Source organism: Acetobacter sp. KSO5 (genome assembly GCF_044094635.1).
GTDB classification, from domain to species: domain Bacteria; phylum Pseudomonadota; class Alphaproteobacteria; order Acetobacterales; family Acetobacteraceae; genus Acetobacter; species Acetobacter cerevisiae.
This window is the reverse complement of the sequence record NZ_CP172014.1, coordinates 2,344,404-2,360,715: the sequence shown is the minus strand read 5'-3', so window position 1 is coordinate 2,360,715 and position 16,312 is coordinate 2,344,404. Positions and strand designations below refer to the sequence as shown.

16 protein-coding genes are annotated in these 16,312 nt (G+C 59.0%); 7 read left to right on the top strand and 9 right to left on the bottom strand.

The window, feature by feature from the left end; all coding sequences use genetic code 11:
- The first annotated feature begins 3 nt into the window (after positions 1-3).
- The 3 genes from hfq to ACHQGU_RS10600 all read left to right on the top strand — a co-directional run bounded on the left by hfq (position 4) and on the right by ACHQGU_RS10600 (position 2,651).
- Positions 4-288 (top strand): RNA chaperone Hfq, encoded by a 285-nt coding sequence (gene hfq / locus ACHQGU_RS10610; RefSeq protein ID WP_043550541.1) that lies wholly within the window; start codon positions 4-6, stop codon positions 286-288.
- The gene (hflX, locus tag ACHQGU_RS10605; protein WP_395495002.1) at positions 242-1,585 is read left to right on the top strand and encodes a GTPase HflX; all 1,344 of its coding nucleotides are present in this window, start codon (positions 242-244) and stop codon (positions 1,583-1,585) included. The genes hfq and hflX overlap by 47 nt, the downstream gene beginning before the upstream one ends.
- 127 nt (positions 1,586-1,712) lie before the next feature.
- On the top strand, positions 1,713-2,651 hold the full coding sequence (locus ACHQGU_RS10600; RefSeq protein WP_395495001.1) for an arginase family protein: 939 nt from the start codon (positions 1,713-1,715) through the stop codon (positions 2,649-2,651).
- An 18-nt stretch (positions 2,652-2,669) separates the two neighbouring features.
- Here the strand turns inward: ACHQGU_RS10600 and ACHQGU_RS10595 are convergent, their stop codons facing one another.
- From ACHQGU_RS10595 to ACHQGU_RS10580, 4 genes are all read right to left on the bottom strand, one after another.
- Positions 2,670-3,626, bottom strand: a complete 957-nt coding sequence (locus ACHQGU_RS10595) for a ribokinase (protein WP_395495000.1) — start codon at positions 3,624-3,626, stop codon at positions 2,670-2,672.
- A 92-nt stretch (positions 3,627-3,718) separates the two neighbouring features.
- A complete protein-coding gene (locus tag ACHQGU_RS10590) occupies positions 3,719-4,351 on the bottom strand; it encodes an NUDIX hydrolase (protein ID WP_253554427.1) in 633 nt (210 codons plus the stop codon).
- A gap of 84 nt (positions 4,352-4,435) precedes the next feature.
- Positions 4,436-7,042, bottom strand: a complete 2,607-nt coding sequence (clpB, locus tag ACHQGU_RS10585) for an ATP-dependent chaperone ClpB (protein WP_395494999.1) — start codon at positions 7,040-7,042, stop codon at positions 4,436-4,438.
- Positions 7,043-7,258: 216 nt separating this feature from the next.
- Entirely contained in the window at positions 7,259-7,867 is a 609-nt protein-coding gene (locus tag ACHQGU_RS10580) for a superoxide dismutase (RefSeq protein WP_062141943.1), read from the bottom strand.
- A gap of 39 nt (positions 7,868-7,906) precedes the next feature.
- Between ACHQGU_RS10580 and ACHQGU_RS10575 the strand changes: the two genes are divergently transcribed.
- Positions 7,907-8,911 (top strand): squalene/phytoene synthase family protein, encoded by a 1,005-nt coding sequence (locus ACHQGU_RS10575; RefSeq protein ID WP_395494998.1) that lies wholly within the window; start codon positions 7,907-7,909, stop codon positions 8,909-8,911.
- Here ACHQGU_RS10575 and ACHQGU_RS10570 read toward each other — a convergent pair.
- Together ACHQGU_RS10570 and ACHQGU_RS10565 are read right to left on the bottom strand one after the other, a co-directional pair.
- On the bottom strand, positions 8,884-9,210 hold the full coding sequence (locus tag ACHQGU_RS10570) for a helix-hairpin-helix domain-containing protein (protein ID WP_395494997.1): 327 nt from the start codon (positions 9,208-9,210) through the stop codon (positions 8,884-8,886). The genes ACHQGU_RS10575 and ACHQGU_RS10570 overlap by 28 nt on opposite strands.
- Positions 9,203-10,138, bottom strand: coding sequence for an NAD(P)-dependent oxidoreductase (locus ACHQGU_RS10565; protein ID WP_395494996.1), 936 nt, complete (start codon positions 10,136-10,138; stop codon positions 9,203-9,205). Before ACHQGU_RS10565 ends, ACHQGU_RS10570 begins: the two co-directional genes overlap by 8 nt.
- Before the next feature lie 142 nt (positions 10,139-10,280).
- On the opposite strand from ACHQGU_RS10565, the gene msrP reads away from it, so the two are divergent.
- Positions 10,281-11,222, top strand: a complete 942-nt coding sequence (gene msrP / locus ACHQGU_RS10560) for a protein-methionine-sulfoxide reductase catalytic subunit MsrP (RefSeq protein ID WP_395494995.1) — start codon at positions 10,281-10,283, stop codon at positions 11,220-11,222.
- Positions 11,223-11,226: 4 nt separating this feature from the next.
- Positions 11,227-11,847: a sulfite oxidase heme-binding subunit YedZ gene (locus ACHQGU_RS10555; RefSeq protein WP_215753904.1), complete on the top strand. Its 621-nt coding sequence runs from the start codon at positions 11,227-11,229 to the stop codon at positions 11,845-11,847.
- A 97-nt stretch (positions 11,848-11,944) separates the two neighbouring features.
- Here the strand turns inward: ACHQGU_RS10555 and ACHQGU_RS10550 are convergent, their stop codons facing one another.
- Positions 11,945-13,426 (bottom strand): SulP family inorganic anion transporter, encoded by a 1,482-nt coding sequence (locus ACHQGU_RS10550; RefSeq protein ID WP_395494994.1) that lies wholly within the window; start codon positions 13,424-13,426, stop codon positions 11,945-11,947.
- 234 nt (positions 13,427-13,660) lie between these two features.
- On the opposite strand from ACHQGU_RS10550, the gene lpxB reads away from it, so the two are divergent.
- Positions 13,661-14,860 carry a lipid-A-disaccharide synthase gene (gene lpxB / locus ACHQGU_RS10545; protein ID WP_395494993.1) on the top strand — a complete coding sequence of 400 codons (1,200 nt, stop codon included), beginning with the start codon at positions 13,661-13,663 and terminating at the stop codon, positions 14,858-14,860.
- 126 nt (positions 14,861-14,986) lie between these two features.
- Here lpxB and hisI read toward each other — a convergent pair whose 3' ends face one another.
- On the bottom strand, positions 14,987-15,406 hold the full coding sequence (gene hisI, locus ACHQGU_RS10540) for a phosphoribosyl-AMP cyclohydrolase (RefSeq protein ID WP_062141909.1): 420 nt from the start codon (positions 15,404-15,406) through the stop codon (positions 14,987-14,989).
- The gene (locus ACHQGU_RS10535) at positions 15,403-16,293 is read right to left on the bottom strand and encodes a YgfZ/GcvT domain-containing protein (RefSeq protein ID WP_395494992.1); all 891 of its coding nucleotides are present in this window, start codon (positions 16,291-16,293) and stop codon (positions 15,403-15,405) included. Before ACHQGU_RS10535 ends, hisI begins: the two co-directional genes overlap by 4 nt.
- Between the last annotated feature and the right edge of the window lie 19 nt (positions 16,294-16,312).

The window sequence follows — 16,312 nt, the reverse complement described above, 5'->3', positions numbered from 1 at the left end:
ATCGTGGATAAGGACACCGGATACAATGTGCAGGATGCGTTTCTGAGTCAGATTCGCCGTTCGCGCTCATCTGTGACAGTTTTTCTTGTGAATGGCGTAAAATTGCAGGGCAATATTACGTGGTTTGATGATGCCGCCGTTTTGCTGAAACGCGATGAGCATACACAGCTGATTTACAAGCACGCCATCAGCACGGTCATGCCGACTGTGCCTATCAATATCTTCGAAGCACCAAATTCCGGTGCTCAGACAGACAGAGAGCCCACACTTGGCGACGATTTTATCTGATACAAAACCCGTTGCCACCCGTGGCGCGGTTATTCTCCCCTGGGAAAAGTCTGCCCACGATCAGGATGTAAGGGCTGCGGAAGCCCGGCTGGAAGAGGCCGTGGGTCTGGCAGCCTCCATCGGGCTGGTAATTGTTTTACAGGCAACACTGCTGCTGCGGACCAGACGTTCAGCAACTCTGCTGGGTAAAGGGCAGGTCGATTCGCTCAAAATTGCCGTTCAGGCTGAGAAAATTGAAGTTCTGGTGGTGGATGCCCGGCTAAGCCCCGCCCAGCAGCGTAATCTGGAAACCGAGTTTGGCTGTAAGGTGATTGACCGGACCGGCCTGATTCTGGACATCTTCGGCGCACGCGCTGCGACGAAGGAAGGAACGCTGCAGGTCGAGCTGGCGCATCTGGAATATCAGCGTTCCCGGCTTGTGCGGTTGTGGACCCATCTGGAACGTCAGCGCGGTGGCTTCGGCTTCCTTGGTGGTCCGGGTGAAACACAGATTGAGGCTGACCGCCGGATGATCGGTGATCGGATTGTCCGCCTCAAGAAAGATCTGGAGCAGGTGCGCCGCACCCGCGGGCTGCATCGGCAGGCGCGTAAGCGGGTGCCGTTCCCGGTGGTGGCTCTGGTTGGCTATACCAACGCAGGCAAATCGACCCTGTTTAATGCGCTGACGGGTGCTGCGGTTTACGCAAAAGACCAGCTGTTTGCGACGCTGGACCCCACCATGCGGGCTATCACGTTGCCATCAGGCCGTCGGGTCATTCTGTCGGACACGGTGGGGTTCATCAGTGATCTGCCGACGGAACTGATTGCCGCCTTCCGCGCCACACTTGAAGAAGTGGCGGAAGCCGACATCATTCTGCATGTGCGGGACATTGCGCATCCGGATAGTGCTGCCCAGAAAAAAGATGTGTTCCACGTTCTGGAAGGCATGGCGCGGGATAACATGATTGAGCCGGACTGGTCTGGCCGCATGATTGAAGTGCTGAACAAGGTTGATCTGCTGGGCGGCCCGGAAGAACTGGCGCAACTGGGTGATGCTATCGGTATTTCCGCCATAACCGGAGACGGCCTGCCGGAACTGATGGCGCTGATTGACGAGCAGATGACGGCCACCATGGAAGAGGTTCGCTACCGCGTGCCACTCTCCGACGGGGCGGCGTCTGCATGGCTCTATCAGCACGGGGAAGTGCTGAACCGCACGGATGATGAAAGCGGGGCCAACATTACCGTACGCATCAAGGCAGAAGACCGCGCACGGTTTGAAATGCTGTTCAAACAGGTTGAACCGCTGCTGGCGTAAAATTTTCGCAGAGTGGATACTTTGGAAACGGTCAGGTTCTCTGTGAGCCTGACCGTTTTTTTATCATATTGCCTGACAATTCTTTTTCCGTAATATTTTCAGGGGTTCATGCGGGAGGCTGGGTAAGATGGATGTTATTCTGGCGCCGACCAATCTTGGCCTGAGCCCGCTCTCTCCGGGGCATGAACCGGGAACATGGCGTGCACCGGAGGTGCTGATGGCTGCCGGGCTGGCTGATGCCTTGGGGGCTAATGCTTCGGTCACAAGGCTGGCTCGTCCCCACTATTGCCGGGTGCCTCCTGCGGGAACACTCATCCGGAACGGCTACGCGATCCGCGCCTTCAGTCTGACACTTGCCGAGCATGTGGGGCAGAGTGTCCGGAACGGGAATTTTGCTCTGGTGCTGGGCGGGGACTGCTCGATTCTACTCGGGGCGCTTGCGGGTGCGCGGCGGAACGGCCCACTATCTCTTATTCATTTTGATGGACATAGCGATTTTCGGCATCCGGGGAATTATGACGCCAGCCAGATTATGAGTGGCGTTGCGGGAATGGATCTCGCACTGGCTACAGGACGCGGGGAAACCTTTCTGACCCAATGGCCTGATATCGAAGGCCCTCTGGTGCAGGATGACCATGTTATTCAGATTGGTGAGCGGGAAAGCCATGACGCCGATTTCGCATGGCCCGATATTGCCGACACCGCCATCACACAGATTGATATTTTTGACTTCCAAAAGATCGGCGTAGCGGCGGTCTCGGCAAAGATTCAAGCTCTTCTGTCGTCACACTCAGGGGCGGGTTTTTGGGTGCATTTTGATGTCGATGTGTTGGATCAGGTCGTCATGCCAGCCGTTGATTGCCCGGGCTCACCGGGGCTTTCATCGGCTGATATGGTCTCGCTTCTCAATCCACTGGTTTCTGACAGACGCTGTCTGGGAATGACAGTTTCCATTTATGATCCGGAGAAAGATCCGGACGGGCATTGTGCCAAAACACTTGTCGCTCTGTTGGGGCAGTTAACGTATCGCGAGAGCGTGGGACGTTTGGCGCAATCCCGTAACTGAGCAGCACGGGAGCCGGGTTTATGCCTCTGGCTGAGCCGCCATTAACGCGGTGACAGCCTCCCATTCAGGGGCCGCATCAGCAGCACCATGACGTGTCGTGGCCAGCGCGCCGCATGCAGACGCTATACGGACAGCCTCAGGGAAAGGTTTCCCCTGCGCGAGCGCGAAGGCGAGGCCTGCGTTAAAACAGTCACCCGCTGCCACAGTATCAACAGGCTCAATGCGGAAGGGCGCGCTATGGCCGCTCTGCGTTCCATCATGCCAGAACACACCCCGGCTTCCCATTTTGACGAGGACGGCTTTTACGCCTTTGGCCAAAAGCAGGTCAGCAGCCTTTGCAGCGTCTTCTACAGTGTCTGGCCGAAGACCTGTTAACTGGAACGTCTCGCTTTCGTTTGGCGTCAGAATATCAATCTCCTGCCAGAGCGCATCCAGAAGACCGTGTTCCGGAGCGGGGGCAGGATCAAGCACGACCAGAGCACCTGCCGCTCTTGCTTTGCGGGCGGCAGCCAGAACGGCCTGCTGAGGTACCTCAAGCTGCAATAGAACAACGGCTGCACGTTCCAGCCATTCTGACGCGGCAGCAACGTCCGTTTCATCCACAGCCATGTTCGCGCCACCGACCACCGTGATGCAGTTCTCTCCGCTGCCATCAATTCCAATCAGTGCAATGCCCGTTGCCTGCGCGGGATCTTCCCTTAGCGGAGAAAGATCCACACCAAAGCGCTCAAGTTCCCGACGGGCCTGCGCACCAAAGCTGTCCTGACCAATGCACCCGGCCAAAGCCACCTGAATGCCTGATCCGGCAGCCAGTCGCCCCGCAGCGGCGGCCTGATTGCTTCCTTTGCCGCCGAGCATGACGGCATAGCTTTCGCCGTGCACAGTCTCGCCGGGGCGAGGCAAACGGACAGCCCGGGCGGTGACGTCAATATTAATGCTTCCAAAAGACAGGATCAGGGGGTTTGGGCTCGGCATAGGTTGGGTCTCGATAAGGTAGGGAAGCCTGTCTTAGCACCTGCGGCACCCTCTCGTCATGAAGACGCTGAGAGGGTGGCGGGGAAGGTGATTCAGTCGAACTCGGTGGGCAGGGTAGGGGTCGCGTGGTGCGCGAAGAGGCGTTCGATCTGCTGGGGCAGAACCCGGCCTATTGAAAGATCCGTCGGAATTTCATCATGGGCGAAGAAACGCACTTCACTGGTTTCAATACTGGTAGTGGGGCTGCCGCCTGTCAGTTCTCCCAGAAAAAACAGTTTGGTGACGGTAAAAGCTTCGGGGGGCTGGTGCCCCTGTGTGGTGCGGTCCAGCGCCATGGCGAGTTTGGTAATGTGGACGGTATAGCCGGTTTCTTCCCACACTTCCTTGGCGGCGCAGTCTGCGGCGGTCAGGTTCACATCCGTCCAGCCGCCGGGCACGGTCCATTTATTCTGGTCCAGCACTTCCCGCACCATCAGAATACGGCCGTCTTTATCAAACACACCGACGCGCACTTCCAGTTTTGGTGTCGCGTAGCCAGCCTGTTCCTGAAAAATGGTTTCAATTTTCCCGGCAGGGAGACCACTGCCTTCCGCCATCATGCGGGCGGCGAGGGCGCGCAGCATTTCATAGCGCTCTTTATCAAAAGGGTCTTTGGCGTAGGTCAGGCCGGTCTGGGAAATGCCCTGAATTTCACGGGCCCAGATCAGCCAGTTGGGTTCTGCCATAAGGAAACTCCCTTTGTGATGCGCGCAATAAAAAACGGGAAGGCCTGAGCCTTCCCGTTTCTGTTGTGCCTGTTTGCGGGGCGATCAGGCAAGAGCAGCAGCGGCTTCCTGACCGTTGATGAGCAGGCCATCCCCGTTGGCGGAGATTTTGACATTCTCGCCATCGTGAATAGTCCCCTGCAGCAGCAGTTCCGCCAGCGGGTTCTGCAGGCTGCGCTGGATAACCCGTTTCAACGGACGGGCACCATACACAGGGTCATAGCCTTCATTCGCCAGCCATGCGTGGGCCAGATCATCCAGGCCGAGGGTAATCTTGCGATCATCCAGCAGGTTCTGCAGGCGACGCATCTGGATATCGACAATCTTTGTCATATCCGCTTTCTGCAGACGGGAGAACAGGATGATCTCGTCCAGACGGTTCAGGAATTCCGGCCGGAAGTGCTCACGCACCACCTTCATCACCTGGGCCTGTACCATGTCGGTCGTTTCACCGTCCGGCTGATGTGCCAGAACATCGGAGCCGAGGTTGCTGGTCAGCACAATAATGGTGTTGCGGAAGTCCACCGTGCGACCCTGACCATCCGTCAGACGACCATCGTCCAGCACCTGAAGAAGAATGTTGAAGACATCTTCATGCGCTTTTTCAACTTCGTCGAACAGAATGACCTGATAAGGCCGACGTCGCACCGCTTCTGTCAGCACACCGCCTTCTTCATACCCAACATAACCCGGAGGGGCACCGATCAGGCGGGCAACGGCGTGCTTCTCCATGAATTCACTCATGTCGATGCGCAGCAGTGCCTTTTCATCGTCAAACAGGAAGCGGGCCAGAGCTTTGGTCAGCTCGGTTTTACCCACACCCGTCGGGCCGAGGAACAGGAAGGAGCCAATCGGGCGATTAGGGTCCTGCAGTCCGGCACGGGCACGACGCACAGCGTTAGATACGGCTTTAAGGGCAGGTTCCTGACCGACCACGGATTTCCGCAGGTCATCTTCCATCCGCAGCAGTTTGGCACGTTCGCCTTCCAGCATGCGGTCCACCGGCACACCCGTCCAGCGGGAGACAACGGAGGCCACGCCCTGATCCGTCACGGCTTCAGACACAAGGTCTGTCTTACCGGCTTCGGACTGCGTTTCCTGCGCCTGCGCAATCTGGGCCTGCAGGTTGGGGATAACGCCATACATCAGCTCAGATGCCTTGCCGAGATCGCCTTTGCGCTGAGCGACTTCCACTTCAGACCGCGCCTGATCCAGCTGTTCCTGCAACTTCTGCACGGCATTCACACGGTCTTTTTCCGCATGCCAGGCCGCACTCATGGCGTCAGATTTTTCTTCCAGATCGGCCAGTTCCGCTTCCACGGCTTCCAGACGGTCCTTGCTGGCGCTGTCATCTTCCTTGCGCAGGGCTTCACGCTCGATCTTGAGCTGAATGATGCGGCGGTCGAGTTCGTCCAGTTCTTCCGGCTTGCTGTCAATCTGCATGCGCAGGCGGCTGGCCGCCTCGTCAATCAGATCGATGGCTTTATCCGGCAGGAAGCGGTCCGTGATGTAGCGGTTGGACAGCGTGGCGGCAGACACCAGTGCGCCGTCGGTAATCCGGACACCGTGATGCAGCTCGTACTTTTCCTTGATCCCGCGCAGGATGGAAATGGTATCCGCGACGGACGGCTCACCGACAAACACCGGCTGGAAGCGCCGGGCAAGGGCGGCATCCTTCTCGATATATTTACGGTATTCATCCAGCGTGGTCGCACCAATGCAGTGCAGGGTGCCGCGGGCCAGTTCCGGCTTGATGAGGTTGGAGGCATCCATGGCCCCATCGGTACGGCCAGCGCCCACCAGCGTGTGCATCTCATCAATAAAGAGAATGACCTGCCCTTCGGCGGATTCAATCTCTTTCAGAACCGCTTTCAGGCGTTCTTCAAACTCACCGCGATATTTTGCACCCGCCACCAGCGCGCCCATGTCGAGCGAGAGCAGCTTTTTGTTCTTCAGAGCTTCCGGCACGTCACCATTGACGATGCGCTGCGCCAGACCTTCCACAATGGCGGTCTTACCCACGCCGGGTTCACCAATCAGAACCGGGTTGTTCTTGCTACGGCGGGCGAGAACCTGAATGGCACGACGAATTTCTTCATCACGGCCAATCACGGGGTCCAGCTTGCCTGCCTGAGCAACTTCCGTCACATCACGGGCATACTTCTTCAAAGCATCAAAATTGGCTTCAGCGTTTTCGCTGGTCACAGTGCGTCCTTTGCGGATGGTGGCAATGGCTTTGTCCAGAGCGTCCGGCGCGGCGCCGTTCTCTTTCAAAGCGCGGCCTGCCGGGCTGTCGGAGGCGGCAATGGCCACCAGCAGACGATCCTGCGCCACAAAGGAATCTCCGGCTTTCTGCGCGCCCTGTTCGGCGGCATCCAGAACACGGACCAGATCCGGTGTGGCAGAAGGCTGGCCAGCCCCGCCGCCCTGTACTTTGGGCAGTTTGGCCAGAGCCTGTTCGTTAGCAGCTCTTACTGCGTCAGGCGTGCCACCAGCGGCGCGAATAAGGGAAGACGCAGCGCCTTCCTCATCATCCAGCATGGCCTTGAGCAGATGCTCCGGCGTGAGCTGCTGGTTAAAATCCCGAATGGCAATAGTCTGTGCGGCCTGCAAAAAACCGCGAGAGCGTTCTGTAAATTTTGCGATATCCATCGTTTCCCTCTTGTCCCTTCTACTCAGGCGACTGAAGGCCTTGTCCCCATCCCATTATGGCAATGGCGGCATGGTCTTTTCTCGCTAACAAAGATTGGAATATCTGTTGCAACAATCAAGAGGGGGTAATGCAGGGCTGCTATTTTTTGCTGGCAAGCAGGCAAAAAAAACGCCTCCGGTGAGGGAGGCGTTCTTTCCGGACTAAGTCTGGAAAACTCAGGCAGCGTTCAGCTGAGCTTCTGCGAACTCGTAGTTCGCCAGCTTGTCCAGGTAGTTGGTGATGTAGTCCGGACGACGGTTGCGGAAGTCCAGATAGTAGGCGTGTTCCCACACATCCAGACCCAGCAGCACTTTGCCCTGGCCTTCAGCCAGCGGGTTGGAGCCGTTGGCGGTTTTGGTCACGGCCAGCTTGCCGTCCTGACCCAGAACCAGCCAGGCCCAGCCGGAACCGAACTGAGAGGCGGCTGCCTTCTTGAACTGGTCCTTGAAGGCATCAACGCTGCCGAAGTCACCGTTGATTTTTGCCGCCAGCTTGTCCGGAATCGCACCGCCCGTGGAGGAGAGGTTCTGCCAGAACAGGATGTGGTTCCAATGCTGACCAGCATTGTTGAACACGGGAGCCTGAGCGCTGTCGCCTTTAACAGCCAGAATGATTTCGTCGAGAGACTTGCCCTGCAGAGCGGGATTGGCTTCAACAAAATTGTTCAGAGCCGTGACATAAGCCTGATGGTGCTTGTCATGATGCAGTTCAAGCGTTTCCTGGCACATGCCGCGTGCGGCAAGAGCGTTGTAGGAATAGGGAAGGGCTGGCAGTTCAAAAGCCATGACATACTCCATAAAGGTAAAAGCGGGCGACCATGCGCCATGATCCAGAGCTATGGGGCGGCGGCAGATGCGTCAAGGGACTGGGGTGTGACAATGTTGCTTTCTGTCGGGCCAGTCACACAGTGTTGTCCCTGCCGCCCCGTCTTTGCCGTTAACGTCGCACGCGGGAAAAAGATCCTTCACACGCCTTTTGAAGAGCCGGTGACGGTCAGGATGGGTAAAGGAGTGGAAAGGGGCGGGATGAAGAAAGACGGGCAGCGTATGCAGCAGGACGTTTTGGGGGCGGGGTATCTGGAAGATGCTGTGCAGCGTGCGGACCCGGATCGGGCTCTGTGCGCGCGTTTTCTGCCAGCCTCTGTCCGCCCCGATGTGGAGGTGCTGCTGGCGTTCCATACGGAACTGACCCGTGCGCTTGCTCCGGCCCGCTCTGCGGCGATAGCCGGTCCCATGGCGGGGCTGATCAGGCTCCAGTGGTGGCGAGATGTGCTGGAGGGCGCACGAACGCCGGACCATGAGCTTGCCCCTCCGCTTCTGTTGGCTCTGGAACGTGGTGTGTTTTGTCGGGAGACGCTGTTACGTATTCTCGCTGCGCGGGAGGTGGAGCTGGACCCACAGCCAGATGTCAATGTCTGGCGCAAGATGATGCTGGATGGCGCGGGCGGTGTGCAACGCGCCATAGGGGAAGCACTGGGCGTGCGGGATGAGGGCGTGCTTGTCCGGCTGGAGGCCTGTGGTGCGGCTTATGGCGCGGGGGCCATGCTGCGGCACTGGCCGCGCCTGCGACAGAGTGGGCGTTATCTGTTTCCGGGCGATGAGGTCGGGCTGCGGCAGGAAGGCGAGGCGTTCCTGAGTGCGTGTGATGCTGCTTCTCTTTCTACTTCTGGCCAACTTGCCGCGTTGCCTGCCGTGCTGGCTGAGCGCGATCTGAAGCGGGGCAGCGCGCAGGCTGGTCTGCCCCGAGGGCTGGGAGACCGGCTGGCTGTGATGCGCGCAGGATGGAAGGCTGCGCGCGCCTTTCAGCGTGCTGGCGCGGTAGACTCATAAACGGGAAAGGTTCCGTTCTTCTGACGTGTTTTGCGATCTGGCGTGAAGCGCCACCAGTTTAGCGCCTCTCCGGTGCGCGCCTGATGGATGGCTGCCGCGAAAACATCATACACGCATGGGTCATGCCGTTGCCGGGTTTTCTGGCAGAGCGCCAGATACAGAGCATCTGGCTCCTGCTCAGCAAGCTGCTGCACGGTGTGAATATCCAGAACGGCAAAATCCGCCAGCGCCGCCTTGCCGATATTGCGGAGGTCGGCAAGGGAGCGGGTGTCTTGCTGCGGGGCAAAGCCGTCAGGCATCGTTGGCGACGATGTGTTCCATCACGCCAATCAGTGCAGAGTAATCCTCGTTCGCGGCCGCGCGGCGCGTCAGGGAGAGTTGCTGCGTGGTTGCGGCCATGGTGGGCATGGGCACAGCCAGCCGCGCTCCGGCATCCAGCAGCAGGCGCATGTCTTTCTGCATCAGGCGGGTGGGGAATTGCGGCGTGAAATCACCATCCTTGGCAGCACGAATTTTGCGTTTGTGGTGAGGGGAAATAACGGCAACCTCGCCCAGCGCATCAAACAGCATGGAACGGTCCAGCCCGGCGGCCAGCCCATAGGCGATGGTTTCCGCCACAGCGGCCAGACCTGCGCCCATAATGCCGTTAATCACCAGCTTCAGCCGTGCGCCGCTGCCGGAGGGGCCTGCATGAACGGTGGTTTTGCCAATGCAGTCAAAGACAGGCTGGGCGCGGGCAATCAGGGTGTCATCCCCGCCTGCCAGCACAACCAGAGCCCCGGCTTCTGCTTCCGGCGTGCTGCCGGAAACGGGGCAGTCAATCACGCTGATGCCTTTTTCTTCCCCGGCTTTCTGCAGGGCATCCGTGGCTTCGGGGGAGACGGAGCTGGTGTTCAGCAAAAGCTGATTTTCATGCATGCCAGCCAGTGCGCCGGTCTCGCCATACATGGCGGCGGCAAGGGCTTCATCGTCCGGCACGCAGACGAGGACGATGTCTGCTTTTTTTGCCACGTCGGCAGGGGAGGGCAGGAAGGGCGTGGAGCCGTCACCGCCTTTGCCGGAGGGCGTGTAGGCAACCAGAACGTAGCCGGCTTTTTTGAGATTATCCCCCATCCGGCTGGCCATGGCCCCAAAGCCGATAAATCCAATGGTCTGCTGCGTGGTCATTCTGCAAGTCCCTGTTATTTTGCGTGCGGCAACTATGGCAGAAACGGCAGAAGTTCTCATGCGGTTTCCTGCATGGTTCCTTTGCGCTGAATGCTGCATAAGAAGAAAGCGTATTCAGGACGTTTTTCCATATACAATGGCGGCACTTTTGTTTTCACTGCACGGAGCAGTTCTGCTCACGTAAAAAGGAAGGGGCTTTCCTATGGCTGTGTATCGCTATCCTCGCCCGGCTTCCTCGGACATTACGCCACGGCGGCTGTTTTTCTCGCGCCGGGCTTTGCTTGGCACAGCAGTGGGCGGGGTTCTGGCTGGCGGGTTGAAGCCCGTTATGGCGCAGGCTGATGCGCCTGCACGCGGTTGGCCCGCAGCGGAAACTCCGACGCCTCGGGATGATGTCACGCATTATAATAATTTTTATGAATTCGGGATGGAGAAGAGCGACCCGGCAGAACTGTCCGGTGGCTTTCATCCTCGCCCCTGGCAGGTGCAGGTGGATGGGCTGGTGGAGCATCCGCAGGTCTGGGATCTGGATGCGCTAAATGCCCGCTTTGGGCATGAAGACCGGCTGTATCGGATGCGGTGCGTGGAAGCGTGGTCCATGGTCATTCCCTGGCAGGGGTTTGAACTGGGAGCGTTGCTGCGGGCCGCCGGGGTGAAGGCGGGGGCAAAATATGTGGCGTTTACGTCTGTTGTCCGGCCTTCTGAAATGCCCGGCCAGCGGGGAGGCCTGTTCTCCCTGCGCTGGCCCTATGTGGAAGGGTTGCGGCTGGATGAAGCCATGCACCCGCTCACCTTGCTGGCAACAGGTGTGTATGGCGAGGCACTGCCCGCGCAGAATGGTGCGCCCATCCGGCTGGTGGTGCCGTGGAAGTATGGATTTAAGGGCATCAAATCCATCACGCGTATTACTGTGACAGATCAGCAGCCGCCGACGAGCTGGAACCAGATGGCCCCGGATGAATATGGGTTTTATGCCAATGTGAATCCGGACGTGGACCATCCGCGCTGGAGCCAGTCGAGTGAGCAGATTATCGGGGAGGGCAGCCTGTTCAGAACGGCGCGGCGACCCACACGGCTGTTCAATGGCTATGCAGAACAGGTGGCCGGTTTGTATCGCGGTATGGATTTGCGGAAGGATTTTTAGGCGGATGGCACCACCCTCTTCTGGCCGGCGGCGGCGTTCCCGTTTTTCTCCGCTGACACGGCAGATTTTTCTCTATCTGTTTTGTCTGATTCCCGCCGTGTCTGACATTGCACAGGGGATGGCGAACACATTAGGGCCGAACCCGGTTTCTGTCTGCCTACATGATTTCGGGCGCTGGGCGTTCCGCTTCTTGCTGATCTCGCTGGCGGTTAGCCCGCTTAAGCGTTTTGTCGGGCTGGACTTTATGGTCTATCGCCGCCCGTTAGGGTTGCTGGCCTTTAGTTATGCGGCGCTGCATGTGGTATTTTATGTTGGTGTGGCACGGCATTTTGATACGCATGTCTTGTGGAAGGACTTTACCAGCCGTCCGTTCCTGACCTTCGGCCTGCTGACGTTCCTGATCTTGCTGGCGCTGGCGCTGACCTCCACTCGAAAGGCTATCATCGCTTTGGGGCGGCGCTGGGCGAAGTTGCATAAGCTGGTTTATGTGGCCATGATTCTGGCCTCTGTTCACTACGCCATTGCCTTTAAAACCTGGCACACGGAGCCGTTTATTTACGCGGCGATTGCTGCCGTTTTGCTTTCCTTGCGGCTGGTGCCGAAACCGGGGAAACGAACCGTCTGAGGTTTGAGTTTTTCATCAGAGGAAATGCCCAGATACAAAAAGCCCCGCCAGACGCTGGTTCTGGCGGGGCTTTTTGCAGAGTGGTGTAAAACGTGGATTAAGCCGCAGGGTGCGTCTGTGTGTCCGCCAGAAGGGTGTCATGCCCCAGCGCGTTGAGCAGTTGTGCTGCGCGGGCGTCCGGGTTCATGATCTGCACCGTCTTGCCGCGCCCTTGCAGGCGGGAGACGATTTTCTCCAGCGTATCAGCTGCACTGATGTCCCACAGCCGCGCGTCTTTCAGGTCCAGCACGATGTGGCTGGCGGTATCCTGAAAATCAACGGCGTCAGACAGCAGGCTGGCAGAGGCAAAAAAGACCTGCCCCTGCACATGGTAGGTACGGGTGGTGCCATCGGTGCTCAGCGTGTTGTTCACTTTCAGAAGTGTCATGACCTGAAAGGAGAAGAACAGCCCGCTGAGCAGCACGCCACAGGCCACCCCGGCGGCCAGATCATGCGTGAGGACCACCACGATAACGGTCACCAGCATGACGGTGGAAGACAGGCGCGGATGCCGCACAAGGTCACGCAGGGACGACCATGAGAACGTACTGACGGACACCATGATCATGATGGCCACGAGAGCTGCCACCGGCACGCGGGCTACAAACCCGTGGCAGGCCACCAGCAGCAGAAGCAGGAAAGCCCCGGCGGTAAAGGTGGAGAGACGACCGCGTCCGCCATACCGGAGGTTGCCCACGGTCTGGCCGATCATCCCGCAGCCTGCCATGCCGCCAAACAGGCCGACAAACATGTTGGAAATACCAAGCCCCGTACATTCCATGCGCTTGTTGCTGTGGGTGTCCGTCATTTCATCCACAACGGTGGCAGTCATGAGGGATTCCAGCAGCCCGACCATGGCCATGGCAAAGGCATAGGGCAGCACGATTTTAAAGGTTTCCACCGTCATGGGCACATGCGGCAGCGTGAGGGACGGCAGACCAGTGGGCAGCGCGCCCAGATCGGACACGACATGCACCGGCATGGGCACCGCCATGGTCAGGCCGGTGAGCACCAGAATGCAGATAAGGGGGGAGGGGATGATGGTGGTGATACGCGGCAGCAGATAGACAATGGCCAGCCCGAGAGCGATCAGCGCATAGGTATGCCATGTGACATGCAGCATCTGCGGAATCTGCGCGGAAAAGATCAGCAGGCCGAGTGCGTTCACAAAGCCTGTCTCCACCTCACGCGAGACAAAGCGCATCATGCTTTGCAGCTTGAGCAGGCCGAACACGATCTGGAACGCACCGGCCAGCAGGGTGGCGAGCAGCAGATAATCAAATCCATATCCGTGCACGAGGTCCGCTGCGACCAGAGCAACGGAGCCGGCGGCCCCGGAAATCATCCCCGGTCTGCCGCCGGTAATGGCAATGGCAATACTGATGACAAAGGAGGCAAACAGCCCCACCGCAGGGGCTACGCCCGCTGCGTAAGAAAAGGCGATGACTTCCGGGATCAGCGCAAAGGTTCCGACCATCCCGGCCAGAACGTTTTTGACCGGATCGTCCGTCCATTCTTTGAGATATTGGCTAACAGTCACGAGACCCCTTTCTGCCATGTCTGGTGTTTTTTCCCTATACAGCAGGGCATAAGATGGACGCGGCTGTAACGAAAAGGTTTTTCTGAGGCTTGCTGGCCCTCCCTGTGGCCACCTGGCGTGTGTGAGCAGCCGCTATCCGTTGGTGCACCGGGCTTTATGACGTCATAAGCCGATACCGAACATAAAGTGGACATTGTGCTGCCTCAGGTGGCCCGGTATGCGTGAGGAATGGTTGTGAATGCTCCTTCTTCTGTCGCCCCTCTCATCTGGATTCTGGCTGGTGAGGCCAGTGGTGACGTGCTGGGTGCCCGCCTGATGCACGCGTTGCGCGCCCGGAACCCCGCCATCCGCTTTGCGGGTGTAGGCGGTGTGCGCATGGAAGAGCAGGGGCTGCACAGTCTGTTCCCGATGCGGGATCTCGCCGTGATGGGGCTGGTGGAGGTGCTGCCGCGCCTGCGTTCCCTCTCTGCCCGGCTGAATGAAGCCGTGCAGGATATTGAAGCCCGCAAGCCAGACCTTGTGGTGACGATCGACAGTCCCGGCTTTGCCCTGCGGTTGCTGAAGCGCATTGCCGGGCTCGGCATCCCGCGTGTGCATTATGTGGCGCCGCAGGTCTGGGCATGGCGACAGAAGCGCGTGAAGGAATTCCCCGGCCTGTGGGAAGAGCTGCTGTGCCTGCTGCCGTTTGAGGAAAAGTTTTTTAGCAAACATGGTCTGCTGACCAAATTTGTCGGGCATCCGGTTTTGCAATCCGGTGCGGAGACAGGGGATGCTGCGCGGTTTTATCAGCAACACGGTCTGAAAGAAGGCGCTCGGGTGTTGATCCTGATGCCCGGTAGTCGTCGTTCAGAAGCACCGCGCCTGTTGCCAGTCTTCGGGAAGATGCTGGCCCTGTTGCAGCGGGACATGCCGGATGTGGTGCCGGTTATTCCGGTGTCTCCCGTTGTGGCAGCAACGGTGGCACGAGAGACAGCTCGCTGGCCAGTTCGGCCTGTGATTGTGACGGACGTGCAGGACAAGCATGATGCGTTTGCCGCTGCTGGTGCGGCTCTGACCAAATCCGGCACCTCAACGCTGGAACTTGCGCTGGCAGGCGTGCCCATGGCGGTGACGTATCGCGTTAATCCGCTGACGGCCTTCATGGCGCGGCGGCTGATCCGGGTGCCGTATGTGGCCATGGTCAATCTGCTGGCCGGGCGAGCTATTGTGCCAGAACTGTTGCAGGAACAGTGTCGCCCCTCCGTGCTGGCCAGTGCCGTGCGGGCCCTGTTCGAAAATCCAAAGCTGGCGAATGGGCAGAAAGACGCCTTTAAAACCGTTCTGCATGGTTTGCAGGGCCCGGGGGGTAAGCTGCCAGCGGATGCGGCGGCGGACGCTGTGCTTCAGCTTCTGGCTGACGGGGGGCAGGAGAAGGCCAACGCAGAAAAGGCCTGATTTTGGCGGTTTTTTTTGCGCGGGGGCGCGGCGCTTGGCGACGCAGTGCATCCGAGAACGTCGGGTTTTTAAATAAGTCTGTTAGAGAAAAGGGCGGCCGAGTTGCCGCCCCGCTCGAACGTCTGTTCAGGCCTTTTTGCCATACAAAGCATTCGGGTCGATTTCCGGTTTGGTCAGTTCTACCAGTCCTTCGGGGCCGAAGGCGCGGTAAAAGCAGCTGCGGCGACCCGTGTGGCAGGCCACACCAATCTGGTTGACCAGCAGCAGCACGGCATCGGCATCGCAATCCAGACGCGCTTCAACCAGATGCTGAATCTGCCCGGAGGTTTCGCCTTTACGCCACAGTTTCTGGCGGCTGCGGGAGAAGTAGCAGACGCGACCTGTTTCCAGCGTTTCCTGCAGGGCTTCGCGCGTCATCCACGCAATCATCAGCACTTCGCCCGTGTCATGCTGCTGGGCAATGGCGGCAATCAGGCCGGAGGCGTCAAATTTTACAACGTCCAGCATGCTGGAAAGGGCGGCGGGGGTTGGAGCCTGATAGGTCATGAGGATGCAGATGAGTCCGGGTTGGGTGTGGAAGAGGGAGACTGAGGCGGCGTGAGGGCCGCGGTAAGCCAGGCCGGCGGGCGGGGCACAACATGGTGGCCGCCGCAGTCGAGTGTTTGTACCGTCGCTGCGCTGGTTTTGAGCAAGGCAAGCCCGACATGATCCTGCGAGGAACAGAGCGTGCCAACCTCTACCCCGTTCGCAAGAATCGGGGTGCCGGGGGCAGGTAAGGGGCCAGTACAGGCAACGGGGACCATCCGGCGTTTGACCAGAGTGCGGTAATGCATACGGGCGGTGACTTCCTGCCCCATATAGCAGCCTTTGCTCCATGAGACGCCGCCAAGCAGATCCATGTTGGCTTCTGCGGCCAGTGTGCGGCCCACTTCACAATCCTGCACGCCATCGGGCAGGCCCAGAACCAGCCGGTGCAGATTGTAGTCCTGCGGGGTGTCGGTAGGCTGCGTGCCTTCCGGCACATCAAGTAAACGCCATCCGGCGGCAGACAGGCGGGGGTCTGCAAAGCTGATGGTGTTTTCCATCAGGGCGGCATCGGGAGCCTCGCCCCATGCGACCATAACGCGCATGCCGGTGGCTTCCATCTGCACATCGGCGCGCAGGCGGAAGCGGAGCAGCTGTTTGCGCAGGCCCTCCGCCTGTTCACTGGCGCAGTCCAGCAGCAGGCAGGTGTCATCCGGGTCGGCCACCAGAAAGAAATCGGCCTGCCAGCGGCCCTGCGGGGTGAGGCAGGCGGACCATGTGGCCTGTCCGGGTTCAAGGGCGGCGACATCCGCTGTTACAAGCCCTTGCAGGAACTTTACGCGGTCCGCGCCTGAGAGTTTGAGGACGGTCCGGTTTTCCAGCAGGGCACTATGGGAAGGGGTCGGCATGACAGGTGCTCCCGATGAT

Bases quoted from the DNA above. Each gene is read 5' to 3' on its own strand.
- ACHQGU_RS10590 (WP_253554427.1), bottom strand. From the start codon at position 4,351: ATGGCAGAACCCAACTGGCTGATCTGGGCCCGTGAAATTCAGGGCATT.
- ACHQGU_RS10535 (WP_395494992.1), bottom strand. From the start codon at position 16,293: ATGCCGACCCCTTCCCATAGTGCCCTGCTGGAAAACCGGACCGTCCTC.
- ACHQGU_RS10555 (WP_215753904.1), top strand. From the start codon at position 11,227: ATGGCACCACCCTCTTCTGGCCGGCGGCGGCGTTCCCGTTTTTCTCCG.
- ACHQGU_RS10580 (WP_062141943.1), bottom strand. From the start codon at position 7,867: ATGGCTTTTGAACTGCCAGCCCTTCCCTATTCCTACAACGCTCTTGCC.
- ACHQGU_RS10595 (WP_395495000.1), bottom strand. From the start codon at position 3,626: ATGCCGAGCCCAAACCCCCTGATCCTGTCTTTTGGAAGCATTAATATT.
- ACHQGU_RS10600 (WP_395495001.1), top strand. From the start codon at position 1,713: ATGGATGTTATTCTGGCGCCGACCAATCTTGGCCTGAGCCCGCTCTCT.
- hisI (WP_062141909.1), bottom strand. From the start codon at position 15,406: ATGACCTATCAGGCTCCAACCCCCGCCGCCCTTTCCAGCATGCTGGAC.
- clpB (WP_395494999.1), bottom strand. From the start codon at position 7,042: ATGGATATCGCAAAATTTACAGAACGCTCTCGCGGTTTTTTGCAGGCC.
- msrP (WP_395494995.1), top strand. From the start codon at position 10,281: ATGGCTGTGTATCGCTATCCTCGCCCGGCTTCCTCGGACATTACGCCA.
- ACHQGU_RS10575 (WP_395494998.1), top strand. From the start codon at position 7,907: ATGATCCAGAGCTATGGGGCGGCGGCAGATGCGTCAAGGGACTGGGGT.
- ACHQGU_RS10565 (WP_395494996.1), bottom strand. From the start codon at position 10,138: ATGAGAACTTCTGCCGTTTCTGCCATAGTTGCCGCACGCAAAATAACA.
- ACHQGU_RS10570 (WP_395494997.1), bottom strand. From the start codon at position 9,210: ATGCCTGACGGCTTTGCCCCGCAGCAAGACACCCGCTCCCTTGCCGAC.